Origin of the sequence: Anaerofustis sp. (genome assembly GCF_019420015.1) — a bacterium.
In the GTDB taxonomy this organism is placed as follows: Bacteria; Bacillota; Clostridia; order Eubacteriales; family Anaerofustaceae; genus Anaerofustis.
The window spans coordinates 1-15,913 of record NZ_JAHZIA010000066.1 but is presented as its reverse complement, the minus strand read 5'-3'; the positions used below and the strand labels follow the sequence as shown (position 1 = coordinate 15,913).

Here is a 15,913-nt window from a genome sequence, read left to right as displayed (position 1 = left end):
ATATATTCCGTTCTCATTATCTTCACAAAACAAATAATACTCACTTTCAAAATGAGTAATATAACTGTAAAGTTTTTTATTGTTAAAATGCAGGCACTGTAATTTCACATCATTCTCCTTTACAAAAGTCTTTATTTAAATGTATTCAAAAAGCTGATGTTTTATTAATAAATCTCTCTCTATATTCGTTACTTTAAAAAGCAAATTAAGTAATTAAACACATAAAACAAAAAAAGAAAACAAATTAATGTTTTCTTCTTTTTATTCTATATTTCAGTTCTTCAAAAATATCATTGTATTTTTGTTTTTTAAATTTAATTTTAGGATGAAATTTAAAATATTTATAATATGTAAATTTCATTAGATGGTTTTCAATAATATTTCTTTTTTCTTCCGTAAGTTCTTTTACCGCCAATTTTTCAAGATACATATCATCTTTTAGCTTATCGGTTTTACTTGCAATTCCCAAAGCTTCTTCAGAAAGCCTTTTCCCTATGCCATCTGACAATTCATCAAGTTTTTGACCTATTTGACTTAGCCTTTCAAGCTTGGCATTAAACTTCAGTATTGTACACACGGTTAAAATCATATCGACAAAAAACAATAATAGGATTATAAGTAATAATATATTTCCCACTTCTTTCGGAATCATGTCAACAATTCCTAATATCAAAGGATGCACAATATTTACAACAAATACACAAGCAACACCCCATATAATAGAAAAATTCAAACATATATATCCATTCAAATTATATTTTTCATTTGAATAATCCCACCATCTGATTGAAAAAATTTTTTCCAACAAAAATCCGGTTATCAATTCCAACACAGTAGTAAATATTATCGAACCCAAAAACAAAACCAAAAAATTTGACTTCAAAGGCTCTAAAAAATGTAAAACCAATAATAATCCAAATCCATATATTGGGCATACAGGGCCATGGAGGAATCCTCTGTTTATAAAGCTTCTTTCTTTAAATGCTTGGAAAACAACTTCAACACACCAACCAAGAAAAGAATATATAACAAAGAATGCCAAATATTCGTATAATGCATATCCCATATAATCACCCCTATTAAATATTGAAAGACATTATAACAGTATAATCAATAAAAGTAAACCGTAGATATTTATTTAGCAATCATAAAATACTCATTTATGAAGAATTAATACGGATGAAATCAAAACAAACATAAATTAACTATTTTATTATCAGAGGATAACAATCGGGAAGATCTTCTTCGCTTTCTATATTGTTTATATCAAGCAAGGTATCCACTTTAATAAGATTTTTCTTTCCTATATCCCATAAACTTTCATTCTTTTCTTTATAATAAACTTTAATCTTAATATTTTCTGTATTATCTTCTTTTCCCTCTAAACTTTCGATATTGGACAAATCCCTCACATCGTAAGAACCTAATACATATCCGTCAATCATCAACTCTCCGTCAACATTTATCGTTTGATTTAAACTCGTAACGACCAAATTGTTTATATTGACGTTTACAAATAAATCTTTATCACAAGGGCTTTCTATTTCTTCTTTAAGTTCAAAAGGAACGTTAATGCTATCAACAAAATATCGACTTTCATTATCTATATATGTAACAAATTGAGTTACTACATTACCGCTTACTGAAAGAATATTGTCATTTAAAGAGTACTCGAAATCAACACCTTCGGTATTTCCGATAACTCCTCCTATCATATCTGTATCAACCAATGTTTTACTATTATTAATTTTAACTTTTCTTTCAAAATTGTTTTTAAGAGCAACAATATTATGTTCACTTAAAACAGGCGAAGCATTTCTTAATGTGCTGTAAGCATCTTCAACAAGGTTTACCTCTTTTTCTTCACAGAATAGTGTATTTGAAATCAAATCCATTTTAATCTCAATATAAGAGTCCTCATCATTCATTATATATTCTGCACTTACATGCTCTATATTTGCACATACATTGTAATAATCGCATTTTAATTTAGGATCTTTTTCTATAAAATGGTTAATAGGATATATAAGCTTTTCGATTTTAATATCACTCTCATCTTCAAATCCTATCTGATACATCAAAATGATCTCAACCTTCGCACTGTATAAAACACCGACTCCGGATGCATTGGTATTTATATCTCGAAGCTTTGCATATGCAAATAAAATATTTATGTTATCCGATAAAGGAATATCTTTTTTAAAAGAAAACGTTTCTTTAGTACTGTTTGTGTCAAATATACTGCAAACATCTTTTGTGCTTTTTATTTCAAGTCCCTCTATATTGCTTTCATTCATAACATTAATATCTTCGGGAACAATACAGATTCCGCTTATTTTTATATTTGCATTAACCTCAATTCTTCTTTTCTTAACGACTTCAGTTTCAATATTTAATATATTAGCTTTTAAATTAAATATTTTATCCCATTTTTCACCTTCTCCAAGATTCACATAAAATTCTATATTCTTATTTACACTAGCCAGATTTTCATTTTCTCCAAGATATAAAATATCTATTTTAAGAATTCCCTTTAAAACAAACTTACCGTTCTTAAGCGATATGTTTTTTATCATAGCTTCACTGTTATTAAGTAAAATTCTTTCTATATTGGACATATTGTCCATTATCATCACGTTCTCAAATACCTCTGCCACTACTTCGATATTATCTTCTTTACTGGTTAGGTTTATCTTTTTTATCATTTGTTCAAATTCCATTTTACTCCTCCTAAATATACTCCTTGTAAAATATATTCACAAATAACAAAAATATTATAATAAATAAAATTTTTATATTTTAATGTATAAATCTTCTACTCAAAGGCAATTATCTTATTAGTAACACAGTTTTGTTCTTTTAAATATTATAGTATGAGGCTTATAAATAAAAAGAACTATAAAAAATCAAAATACAGCTAAATTGGAGTAAAAGAATATGGGTATAAAAAGAGGAGACATTTATTATGCGGATTTAAGCCCTATAGTAGGCAGCGAACAAGGAGGCTTACGCCCAGTACTTATCGTTCAAAACGACGTTGGGAATAAACACAGCCCTACCGTCATAGTTTCGGCAATAACATCTTCTATGAGTAAGGCAAAGTTGCCTACACATATTTCTTTATCGGCAAACAGTGATTTACTTAATAAAGACAGTGTTATTCTACTCGAACAAATCAGAACAATAGACAAACAAAGACTGAGAGAAAAAATCGGTCATGTAGATATGGATACAATGAATAAAGTTAACCAAGGGCTTTCTATAAGTTTTGGAATGTTTCAATAAAAAACACCTTTCAAATTGAAAGGTGTTTTTTATGTAAAAGCGCAAGGGGAAGAGCCAACAAGAAAAATTAAGTCGAATGTATCCAAGGATACTAAAAAGCTCCAACCCTTGCATATATGTTATAATAAATTCACTATTTAAAATCAATAACCTAAAGGAAAAATATTATTTTTTATATATACGTTTTAAAATATATCTCTTTTATTTATAAAAAACTTCCGTTATATTCAAAATTATCAATATATATTAGCAAATTCCCTTTATTTAAAGCTTATTTTAATATTCATATGAGAGAATAACAAATATAATCTCATAAATTAAATTTAGGAAAGGATAAATAAAATGATAGAATTTGAAGAAGTCTCCAAATACTATAAAAAGAAAAAAGTTTTAAAAGACGTTTCTCTTAATATACAAAACGGAGAGTTTGTTTGTCTTCTCGGACTAAGCGGTTGCGGAAAAACAACAATACTAAAAATGATAAACAAACTTATAACACCAAGCAGCGGCAAAATACTTATAGACGGAAAAGATATAAGTAAAATAAACGATATAGAACTCAGAAGAAAAATAGGATATGTAATTCAACAAACGGGACTCTTCCCTCATATGACAGTAAAAGAAAATATTGAATTAATTCCGAAACTTCAAAAGAAAGACAAAGAAAAGATAAAAAACAAAACTTACGAACTTCTGGATATGATAGGGCTCAAAGCAGAAGATTATTTGAATTTGTATCCTTCACAAATGAGCGGGGGACAACAGCAAAGAATAGGAATAGCAAGAGCATTCGCAAATGATCCCGATATTATTCTTATGGATGAACCATTCAGTGCACTGGATCCAATAACAAGAACGAATCTACAAGACGAACTTTTGGAAATCCAGGATAAATTAAAAAATACAATTGTATTTGTAACACATGATATTTCCGAAGCAATAAAACTTGCAGACAGAATATGTATTATAAATGAAGGAAGTATACAACAATACGATACGCCTGAAGAAATATTAAAACATCCGGCAAATGATTTCGTACATAATTTTATAGGTAAAAAAAGAATATGGGAATCTCCGGAACTTATAAGGGCAGAAGATATTATGATGGATAATCCGGTTACATGCTACGATAATTTACAATGTTTTAAAGCCGGAGCAATAATGGCGGACAAAAAAATCGACAGTATAATAGTAATAAACAAAAAAAGAGAATTTCTCGGGCTTCTTGACGCCAGAAGAGCATTAAAAGAAAGAAACAAAAACTTAACGGTAGGACAAGTGTTAAAAAGGCACAAAGAAAAATACCACTTGAAATTTACATACGTATCACCGGAAGAGTCAATTTTGGATGTGCTTGAAAAAACTGACGAAAACGATACATACACAATCCCTGTGGTTGACGAAAATAATAAACTGATGGGACTAATAACAAAAAGTATTCTTTTTACAACTCTAAAACAAAAATATGATGAAAGCGAGGATGATGAATAATGAGTTCATTTATAAATTATTTTTCTTCAAACGCTTCAACCATATTGGATTTGTTTACCGAACATATACAACTCACATTCTTAGCAATAATAGCTTCTATTCTCATAGGAGTTCCGCTTGGTATACTTATATCATATGTAAAACCGGCGAAAAAACCTATAATGGGACTTACAAATATAATACAGGCTATTCCTTCAATGGCTTTACTGGGGTTCTTGATTCCTTTTGTAGGAATAGGCACAAAACCGGCAATTATTATGGTAATACTGTATTCTTTGCTGCCAATAGTAAAAAATACTTATGCCGGAATTTCCAATGTAAATCCCGATACATTAGAAGCCGCAAAAGGGATAGGGCTCACCAGGTTTCAAGTCCTTTATAAGGTAGAATTGCCACTGGCACTGCCCGTTATATTGGCAGGGGTTAGAATAAGTGCCGTAAGCGCCGTAGGACTTATGACGTTGGCTGCATTTATCGGAGCAGGCGGACTCGGATACTTGGTATATGCGGGAATAAGAACGGTAAATAACGCACAGATATTGTCAGGTGCGATACCCGCATGTCTACTTGCATTATTTATAGACTATTTATTTTCTATACTAGAAAGTAAGCTTATACCGAAAAACTTAAAAATTGAAAACCCACCAAGTAAAACAAAAAAATATTTGGATAATTTTGTAATCATCCTTACGTGTTTGGCTTTGATTATGGGAAGCATTTTTACACTAAAAGACAGCGGAAAAGAAACAATCAAAATAGGTTCAATGGACTTTACAGAGCAGGAAATACTCTCTTATATGGTAAAAGATCTTATTGAAGACAGAACCGATATAAACATGGAACAATCTTTGTCTTTAGGTGCCAGCGGTATAGTTTTAGATGCAATCAAAAATAAGGACATAGATATGTATATTGATTATACAGGAACAATATACGGCAGCGTACTCGGACATAACGATACAAAAGACACAAAAGAAATATTAAACGTATGTAAAAAAGAAATGAAATCAAAGTACAATTTGGAAGTATTAGACGAACTTCACTTTAACAACACATATACCCTAGCCGTAAGAAAAGATACAGCAGAAAAATACAATTTAAAAACATACAGCGACTTGGAGAAAGTATCAAGTAACCTTGTATTATCACCGACTCTTTCTTTCATGGAAAGAAAAGACTGCTATAAAGCACTTAATAATACTTATAACATGAAATTCAAAGAAGTAACACCAATAGACGGTTCTCCAAGATACACGGCACTCCAAAACAAAAACTGCGATGTCATAGATGCATACTCTACAGACGGATTATTAAAAAAATACGATCTTGTCGTACTTGAAGACGATAAAGGTGCGTTTTTAAGATATGATGCGGTTCCCGTAATAAGCAAAGAACTTAAAGAAAAATATCCTCAAATTGAAAATATATTAAAAGAATTGGGAACGTATCTAAACGAGGATGTAATGATAGAACTAAACTATCAAGTGGATGTAGAGGGTAAGAAATCAGGAGATGTCGCTCATGATTTCCTTATAAAAAACGGGCTGATTAAATAGCCCAAAGGCAAACAGAAAATATATATCGGACTTGATATATGTCTTATTAGGGAAACGATTATTCCAAAGAATTATGACTAGACTATAAAAAGAATGGTAGAGGATACCTCTTTATCATTCTTTTTTGAATTAATTAAAATATTTATTAAAAATGCTTGCTTGTGACGCAAGGTAATATTGTAATATGCCCATAAGGAGGTGATATCTATGTCAACATACACTACCGGGGAAATCGCGAAAATATGCGGCGTTTCTATCAGAACTATTCAATATTACGATACAAAAAACATTTTAAAACCTTATTCTTTTAGCGAAGGAGGAAGAAGATTATATAATGAGCAAGATATACAAACATTAAATCTTATATGTCTTTTTAAAAGTATCGGATTGTCTCTTTCAAAAATAAAAGAAATATTGGAGGACAAAGAAAAAGAAGCTTTAATTATACTGATTATGAATGAACAACTTAAATCACTAAAAAATGAAGAAAAAGAACTAAAAAATAAGATAAAAACAATAAACGTAATAAAAGACAGTATCAAAAATAAAAATGCAATACCCGTTAATTCTATAAACGACATAGAAAAAATCATGAATAATACAAAAAATATTAAAAACACTCACAAAAAAATGCTGTTTGTCGGAATTGTAATGGATATAATCGAAATATTCACTTTGGTTTTGGGAATTACAAAAGGAATCTGGTTACCTTTTATTATTGGAATGTTTATAGTATTAATTCTCGGCATTCTTATAACCAATATGTATTATAAAAATTCAGCATATATATGTTCAAAATGTCAACATATATTTAAACCTAAATTAAAAACATTTATATTTTCAAAACACACACCTAAAACCAGAAAACTCACATGCAGTAAATGTGGATATAATGGATATTTTGCAGAAATTTACGATGACAAAAAATAATAAAGGAGTACAATGTACTCCTTTATTATCACAAAAATTTATATAGGTTAAGTCCGGTTTCTTCATCATACTCTCTTTCAACTTTACCCTCAATTATATTCAAAGTTATTTCGCTTGTTGCCGAAATATAACACTCATTTAAATGTCCGCCAAATACTTGCATATCTTTATTACATAAGGTTATATGAACATGAAGATAAACCTCATCATCAAAGGTTGAAATATTTCCGACGATTGAAGTAATCTCCATAGGTTCTTCAAATGTAGTCCTATGATATACTTTTTCTTCAGTATCATATAGTCCGATTGTGGCTTTATTTGCAGCACCAAGTCCGATAAAATTACCGAGCTTTATATTCTCATTCCTGCATAAATCCGTAATGGATGATATAATTTCATCTCCTTTATTAAGTCTTACTATATATTTGTCCTGAAATTTTCTGAATTCCATAAATTCGCCCCCTAAGACATAATATTGTTATAATTAATTATAATCTTTTAAACTAAAAAGACAAGAAATGAGGAATTATTTAATATTTATTTAATAATTATATAATCTTTCATAAAAAATAATCATTTATTAAATTCTTAAATAGGTTAATATAGTAAAGTATAATAAATGATTCCTTATATAATAAAAAGACAGGTAAATACCTGTCTTTTTATTTTTTATTATATCATTTTTGGCTAAATATTATCATTTTTAATCTTTCTGCCTATAAATAATATTCCTCCGAGAGAAACAAACAACATAATTGCTAATTCCGGAATATTGCTTTCATCAGAAGTATTTACTCCATTTGCTGCTTGTTCTTTTTCAAGTTCTTTTCTTCTTCTTTCCTCTTCAAGTTTTGCAAGTCTTTCCGCTTCTTCGTCACTTATCAAAATAACTTGAACTTTATGATTCTTTGCAAGATCTTCAAATGTTATCTTACCTTTTGATATTAAATCTTTTCTTACTTTTCCATCAACAATAACACTTTGAACTTGGTAGCCTTTTCCTGCTGTCCATTTTACAGTGTAATCATCACCTTTATCAAGAGAAGCTCCACTCGTTATAGAACCGATTCCGCCGATAATCGATGTTTCAACTTTGACTCTGTCTTTATATGGATCATAACCAATATCTTTTTCATCTTCTTTAATAAATATGACTTTAACATGATGATTTGATGCCAAATCATCAAATGTAATACTGTTGCCAGGAACATTTACCATAATTCCGTCAACTTCTACACCCCAAACAATATAACCTTTAGCAGGTTTCCATGTAACAGTATGATCACTGCCTTTTTTAAGTGTGGTTGTCGGAGTTATAGATCCTTTACCAACTATTTCCGTAGAAACTATTAAATTGTTGTTATCAGGTTTAATATTACCGCTTCCGTTTCCGTTATTTCCACCACCGTTTCCGCCTGAACCATTATCTCCGCCAGATGATGTCGATGCAATATATACATATACAGAATGATTTGCCTTTATGTCATTAAAGTTTTTATTGCCAGTTAACGATGTCAAATCCGTTCTGAATACACCATCAATCATAACACCAATAACTTTATATCCTTTTTCAACACTCCAAGATACATTATAATCTTCACCTTTAGGTAAAGTGATACTTGGTGAAATAGTTCCTTTTCCACCTATAATGCCCGTATCTATTCTGTATTGATTGTTATTGTCTGGCATACCTCCGCTGCCTTCTTTTACAAATACAACTTTTACATGATGACTTGCTGTTATGTTAATAAATTCTATATTATCTTCCGGTAAAGAAACTTTTTTACCATCTACATATACTGCCTGTAATACATATCCTTGTGCCGGAGCCCACTCTACGAGTTTATTACTGCCTTTAGAAACTATAGAGCTTGGTGTTATTGTTCCTTTTCCTATAATTTCAGTTGTAATACTATATATACCATCTTTATCAGCCCCGCCAGAACCAGAACCTCCTGATCCATTTCCACTTTCAGCAAGATAGATATATACAGAATGGTTTGCAGAAATATTGTTAAAATTACAACAATTATCCGCATAATCTTTAGGATTTACCATCTTTCCGTCAACAATCATACTTTGAATTTTATATCCTTTATTAATTGCCCACTCTACTTTATAATCTTTTCCTGCTTCAACATCTAAACGTGAAGGAGTAATTGTTCCTTTTCCACCTATAATACCCGTTAGAATATCATAAGATTGTTTTACTGCACCTCCACCATCAGGTAAAGATTTTTTCTCAATGGTAACTATTACTTCACAATCATCTGAAATATTTTTTAAAGTATATTCTTCCGCATCAGGTGATAAATGTTTAGAACTTTGTCCCTGTATTATTTCTATATCTTTTATGACATATCCATTTTCCACAAACCAGCTTACTTTATAATCATCACCTTTTTTTACGGTTGTAGAAGGAGAAATCTCACCAGGACCACCTTTAATCTGAGTTTTTACATTATAAACTTCTTCGGTTTCATCCCCTGCTGAACCTCCATTGTCTCCATCTCCACCGTTATAGTCAGGGTCTTTTACAAATACAACTCTTACATCATGATTAGATGTTATGTTAGGGAAATCGGCACTTCTTGTTCCTTCAGGTTGTTTTACACCGTCAATCCAAACTTCACCAACCATCCATCCAGTTGCAGGCTGCCATTTTACTTCGTAAGCACCGCCCGGTTTAACGATTTTACTTGGATCTATACTACCTTCGCCCTCTTTAGCTGTAGATATAGTATAGAATGTCTCTTGAGAAGATCCGCTTCCGTTTTTCTTTTCAAATACAACTTCTACTTCATGGTCTGAACTAATATTACCAAAAGTAATACTGTCTCCTTCCGGAACAACAACACTTTTGATTATTCCGTCAATAATAACTTTTGTTACTTTGTAATCGCTAGAAGCTTTCCACGTTATTGTTTTATCAGAACCTTTTTTTACCGTACAGCTTGGAGTAATGCTGCATCCGGCATCTCCGCCTCTTTGATATGTATCAATACTGTAATATTTATTTACAACAGATCCATCATTGTTATCTCCACCGGAACTTCCATTTCCATTTGAACCTGAGTTATCAACTACAAATTCAACAAATACTGTATGATCTGCTTTAATATTATTAAAACCTATTTGTCCTGCATAAACAAGATCATCTCTTACAACGCCGTCAACAACAACTCTTTGTACCTTATATCCATCTTCTGCTTCCCATGTAATTACAGGACTTGAGTTCTCTTCATAGCTTTCGGTAGGGGTTATTTTACCGTTTCCTGACTTAGAAGTTGTTATGATATATTTATCTCTTACCCTGAATGTAATATCCTGGAATTTTATATCGTAGTTTGCATTAGCATTACTCATTCCTATTATACTTAAAGTATAATCACCGTTTTCCGTTACAGTTCCACCCGGAATAAGTTCACTTGTTCCATTAGTACAATTAAATTGAGGTGTTCCCAAGCTTGCAAGAGTATCGCCTACACCTAAACTTCCGGCTGAAAGCACAGCAGAAAATTGAGGTACTTTTTCATCTTTATCCATTGAAGATGGAGTAGGTTTTAAAGTTATAAGTCTTTTATTTATTATACCATTGTTACCTGCAACATAAGGTGCAACTGTATAATTATCCGCATTTTCACCTGTTATTTTAAAACCTGTTAAAGTATAGTTTTTGCTTGTACCGACATTTTTATTATCATACGTACCCGATGTAGCTTTTACTTTTAATCCTGAAGCTTTTGAACCTTCTTTAACCAATGTTCCGTCTTCTGCAAGGATACCATCAACATCCGTTATAATAATATTATCCAAACTGCTCTTGTTTATAGCCGTAGTACCATCATATATTTTTACAGGGGCAGCCGAAACATCTATACTTTTTATTACAAGTTGTTTCTTTGCTATATTTACTCTTATTTGTTTTATCTTAGTCAGCCCCGTACCTTTATCAGTTGCTTTTACCTGAACAAAAACATCTCCGTCTGTTGCATTAACAGGTGTTCCTGAAATAGTTCCATCTTTTGACAAGGTCAAACCTTCAGGCATATTATCACTTACAACTTCAAATTCAACCTGTCCGACATCACCAGACATATTTGAAGGAACTAATTTAACCGACGATATAGAACTACCGTATGTACCTGTAACACTAGGAGTTGTAAAATCTAAACTTGCATCCCACATAGCATACAAATCCATACTATATGTACCGTCACTACCTTTAGAAGGATTAATAGGCGATAAGTTATTATAAAGATGAGCAGTTTCATTATCTAAAGAATCGTACCATCCCATAAATTTATAATATTGTCTTGTAGCTGTAGGCATAGGATCAATCATACCGCCATATCTTACAGTTTTTGATATAGCTGATGAACTACCTCCCATAGCATTAAACCTTACAGTAACATTTTCTCTGTCATAGTAACGTTTAAGACGAATATCGGCATTTCCCGTAGCAGGTAAATCCGCTTCAGGCTTACGAAGAGATGTAGTCGTGTTTTCCTTAAACCCTTCAAAATCTTTTTCGGGAGCAACAACATGATCTCCTTTATTTGCAGTATAAACCTTACTTTCTATTAATCTATAATCATCATCTTTTATATTTTGTTGATAGTATTCAATCGTATACCAAGTTTCCGTATTTTCTACCCAAAAAGCTGTAAGTGTAGTATTTTCACTAGGCATTTTAAATTCAGTATTTGCAGGATATATATTTCCTTCTGCATCTTGCCATCCCGCAAATGTGTGGTCTGCTTTAGTAAAAGTATTTGCAGGAAGCATTACATTACTTTGCTCATAAGCTTTTATACTTGAAGGACCGGTCCCACTTGAGCCTTCGCCTCCGTCAAAGCTTAAATAATACTGCTTTGCTTCATGGATATTATCACCGTCTTCTTCAACTACGATTCTTACGGTTTTTATATCAGACATCGCTCCTGCATCATTCATCACCCATACAGATACTGTATGAACTTCTCCTGCTTTCCAAGAAGAAGGCTTAGGTATAGATGCATTCATTGTCTGAACTTCGCCTGTAGCAGTCATCTCAACCAGTTTTGTAGCGGGAGTCTCATTTTCTGTATCCATATCAAATACATAATAAATACCGTCACTTCTTCCTACAGAATCTTTAAATTTAGCACTAACGTCTACGTGATCACCGTTACATACAGCAGTAATGTCTTGCATCAATTGTGGGGGAGTCGCTGCATTTCCAATCCCTAAAAGGAATGAATACTGTTGTGTTTGTCCATCCCTTATAGGTCTGTTTTTCCAAGACCAAGCCATACCGGAATCCGTATTAAGAAGCTGGGTTAAACTTGTATTACCAAACATCTGACCTTGCCATCCCGTTCCGCTTCCAGAAGTTCCTGCTCCGGAACTGTAATGTCCAAACCACAAAGTATCCGTAGGTGTAACACCGTAAGCACCTTTAGTTATAAGATTAAACTGTCTGTCAGTAGAAGCGGTTCCCTCTGCCATTCTAAGTCCCGTTTCCGTTCTGTATATAGGTGCCTTGTCATTAGTATTTATTTGAACGTCAGTACCGAATCCAAGGGAAATAACCTGGTCACTCCCAGTATTATTTGTAAGAGTATAGGATAATTTTACATAACGGTTTTCGTTTGTAAAAGATAAATCCTGTCTTATACTAAAACCTGTTTTCCCTACATTAGCATTAGTTTTTCCGTTTCCCAAATTTAAGAGCTGAGTTCCTTCAGCTTTAGTTTCAGAGTTATTGCCAAATCTTAAATAACCTCTGTATCCATTATCTCCATATGTAGTTTTAAATGCTCCCGGCATTCCCCGTACATTAAAAGCATATTTGCTCGAATTTGCGTCATATTGAATCTCAGAAGTTTGATCAATATCCGCAGCAAAAATGCTGGAAAAAGGAATCATACCAAAAGTTAAAACAAACACAGAAATAAAACCAATAAATTTTTTTAAAAAATTCTTTTTCTTGATTTTTGATTCATACATTTATTTTTTTTCTCCTTTAACTTAAAAAATACGTATCGAAATAAATGTATATCAAGTAGAAAACACCAATTCTTTAGTACTTAACCCTTTCTTTAATACGCTCCCAAAAGTGTACCTTTTGGATAAAAGAAAATTATTACATATATTATATTTTACAGGGTATATCTTAAATATATGTAACAAATTTATACATTATTTCTTACGTTTTATATTCACATATAATTATATACAAATATTACCAAAAAGTACACATTTTATTACAATTTTTATATGTTTTTATGTGTTTTTATAAAAATATATAAAAAATAATAAATTATTAAAATATCAAAGTGAAATAAAATTAAAAAGTAAATAAAAATGAAATATTAAAAACAAGCATGGGCATAAATAACCGATTTAATTTAAAAAGATTCTGAAAGTAAATAAATAACACACCTTAAAACCACTACCCCCGAAGTGTGGTATAAAGTGTGTTATCACATAAAACAAAAAAGCTGAAAGTCTTTGTATAAAAGGCTTCTAGCGATTTAACAAGTGGTGCGCCCAAGAGGATTCGAACCTCCGGCACATGGTTTAGGAAACCATTGCTCTATCCTACTGAGCTATGGGCGCTTAACGTATATTATAATAGCATATTATCCTTTACTTATCAAATGAAAATAATTATATTTTAATTACATTTAATATAATAAACAAACCAAATGTAAACAGTTTAAAAAAAATACTATGATTTTATTTCATTTTATAATATAATATATGTATCTATAACAAAGAAAAGAGGTTTTTATCATGAAAGGAATTAATGCATCGCCTGGAGTTGCAATAGGTAACGTATTTTTATATGTTAAAGAAGATTTAGTTGTAACACCGGGCAAAATCGAAGCTTCTGGAGTAGACGCAGAATTAAAAAAGCTGGAAGAAGCAATTGAAAAATCTAGAGCAGAATTACAAGCTTTAAAAGAAAAAACAATCAAAGAAATCGGGGAAGAAGAAGCAGAAGTATTCACAGCCCATATGATGTTCCTTGATGACCCGGGATATATAGGGGAAGCTCAAAACAAAATTAAAAATGAATTAATCGTTGCAGAACAAGCATTAAACGAAGTTACCGAAGGGTTTGTTGCTATTTTCGGCGCAATGGATGATGAATATATGAAAGCAAGAGCAACTGACTGTCAAGACGTTGCCGACAGAATCCTAAGACATTTATTGGGTCTTGAAAGTGCAGATTTATCTCAAGTAGGTGATAACGGAGTTATAGTTGCCGTTGACTTAACACCTTCTGATACAGCTCAAATGAACAAAGATAAAGTAATTGGATTTGCAATCGACGAAGGAAGTAGAACTTCTCACTCTGCCATTATGGCAAGATCTCTTGAAGTTCCTGCAGTTGTAGGTCTTGGTGACATAACAAGTCAAGTTAAAGGTGGAGAAAAAATCATCGTTGACGGTACAGACGGAAATATCATCATCAATCCAACAGACGAACAAATCAAAGAATATCAAGCAAAACAAGAAGCTTACAAGCAAGAACAAGCTGAACTTGCTAAACTTAAAGATATGCCAAGTGAAACAAGTGACGGACACAAAGTTGAACTTTGTGCAAACATAGGTAGTCCTAATGACCTTGAAGGGGCAAACAAATACGGTGCTGACGGTGTAGGTCTATTCAGATCAGAATTCTTATACATGGATTCTAAAGATATGCCTTCAGAAGACGTTCAATTCGAAGCTTACAAACAAGTTTTGGAAGGAATGAACGGTAAACCTGTAATCATAAGAACACTTGATATCGGAGGAGACAAACAACTTCCTTACCTTCCAATGGAAGAAGAAATGAATCCATTCTTAGGAGTAAGAGCCGTAAGACTTTGTTTCCAAAATGTTGAAATGTTTAAAACTCAACTTAGAGCGCTTCTAAGAGCAAGTGTATACGGAAACGCTCATATAATGTTCCCTATGATTTCTAATGTACAAGAAGTTAGAAAAGCTAAAGGTATTTTAGAAGAATGTAAAGCAGAACTTAAAGAAAAAGGAATCGCATATGATGAAAACATTAAAGTTGGTATCATGATCGAAATTCCTTCAGCTGCGGTAACAGCCGATATTATAGCTAAAGAAGTTGATTTCTTCTCTATCGGTACAAATGACTTATGTCAATATTCACTTGCAGTTGACCGTCAAAACCAAAACTTGTCTGAACTTAACCAGCCTCTTTCACCGGCTATTATCAGACTCGTTAAAAATGTTATTGACGCTTCTCATAAAGCAGGTATCTTTACAGGCATGTGTGGGGAAATGGCAGGGGATCCAACAGCTGCATTATTACTATTAGGTCTTGGACTTGATGAATTCTCTATGTCAGCTCCTTCAATCTTAAGAGCTAAAAAAGTTGTAAGAAGCTTTACATATGAAAAAGCTAAAGAAATTGCTAAGGAAGTTTTGGAAAATGCCGAAACTCAAGATGAAGTAAAAGCTATATTAGCTAAATACTTAGATTAATAAATTAATTAAAAGCCCTGAATTCAGGGCTTTTTTATTTAGCTTTTTTCACAGAAAATAAAAATATAATAAAAAAACTACCTTAAAGGTAGTTATTATCAGATTGGTGACCCCTAGGAGAATCGAACTCCTGTTTTCGCCGTGAGAGGGCGACGTCT

Annotated in this window: 9 protein-coding genes and 1 tRNA gene; 5 read left to right on the top strand and 5 right to left on the bottom strand. The window is 31.9% G+C overall.

Features of this window, described 5'->3' with window-relative positions; translation table 11 throughout:
• Positions 1-244: 244 nt before the first annotated feature.
• Together QZ357_RS09805 and QZ357_RS09800 are read right to left on the bottom strand one after the other, a co-directional pair.
• On the bottom strand, positions 245-1,066 hold the full coding sequence (locus QZ357_RS09805; protein WP_290776679.1) for a putative ABC transporter permease: 822 nt from the start codon (positions 1,064-1,066) through the stop codon (positions 245-247).
• A 139-nt stretch (positions 1,067-1,205) separates the two neighbouring features.
• Entirely contained in the window at positions 1,206-2,720 is a 1,515-nt protein-coding gene (locus tag QZ357_RS09800) for a DUF3794 domain-containing protein (protein ID WP_290776676.1), read from the bottom strand.
• Between the two features lie 217 nt (positions 2,721-2,937).
• Here QZ357_RS09800 and QZ357_RS09795 point away from each other — a divergent pair, with 217 nt between their 5' ends.
• From QZ357_RS09795 to QZ357_RS09780, 4 genes are all read left to right on the top strand, one after another.
• Complete coding sequence (locus QZ357_RS09795) at positions 2,938-3,285, top strand: type II toxin-antitoxin system PemK/MazF family toxin (protein WP_290776673.1); 348 nt, start codon at positions 2,938-2,940, stop codon at positions 3,283-3,285.
• 342 nt (positions 3,286-3,627) lie between these two features.
• Positions 3,628-4,776, top strand: coding sequence for an ABC transporter ATP-binding protein (locus QZ357_RS09790; RefSeq protein ID WP_290776670.1), 1,149 nt, complete (start codon positions 3,628-3,630; stop codon positions 4,774-4,776).
• The gene (locus QZ357_RS09785; protein WP_290776668.1) at positions 4,776-6,332 is read left to right on the top strand and encodes a glycine betaine ABC transporter substrate-binding protein; all 1,557 of its coding nucleotides are present in this window, start codon (positions 4,776-4,778) and stop codon (positions 6,330-6,332) included. Before QZ357_RS09790 ends, QZ357_RS09785 begins: the two co-directional genes overlap by 1 nt.
• 207 nt (positions 6,333-6,539) lie before the next feature.
• Positions 6,540-7,262 (top strand): MerR family transcriptional regulator, encoded by a 723-nt coding sequence (locus QZ357_RS09780; RefSeq protein WP_290776665.1) that lies wholly within the window; start codon positions 6,540-6,542, stop codon positions 7,260-7,262.
• A gap of 28 nt (positions 7,263-7,290) precedes the next feature.
• On the opposite strand, the gene QZ357_RS09775 is transcribed toward QZ357_RS09780, so the two are convergent.
• The 3 genes from QZ357_RS09775 to QZ357_RS09765 form a co-directional block, all read right to left on the bottom strand.
• Complete coding sequence (locus QZ357_RS09775) at positions 7,291-7,713, bottom strand: PPC domain-containing DNA-binding protein (protein ID WP_290776662.1); 423 nt, start codon at positions 7,711-7,713, stop codon at positions 7,291-7,293.
• A gap of 236 nt (positions 7,714-7,949) precedes the next feature.
• Complete coding sequence (locus tag QZ357_RS09770; RefSeq protein ID WP_290776659.1) at positions 7,950-13,253, bottom strand: InlB B-repeat-containing protein; 5,304 nt, start codon at positions 13,251-13,253, stop codon at positions 7,950-7,952.
• 535 nt (positions 13,254-13,788) lie between these two features.
• A tRNA-Arg gene (locus tag QZ357_RS09765) sits at positions 13,789-13,865 on the bottom strand.
• Between the two features lie 174 nt (positions 13,866-14,039).
• Here QZ357_RS09765 and ptsP point away from each other — a divergent pair.
• Positions 14,040-15,755: a phosphoenolpyruvate--protein phosphotransferase gene (ptsP, locus tag QZ357_RS09760; protein ID WP_366934151.1), complete on the top strand. Its 1,716-nt coding sequence runs from the start codon at positions 14,040-14,042 to the stop codon at positions 15,753-15,755.
• Positions 15,756-15,913: the final 158 nt, after the last annotated feature.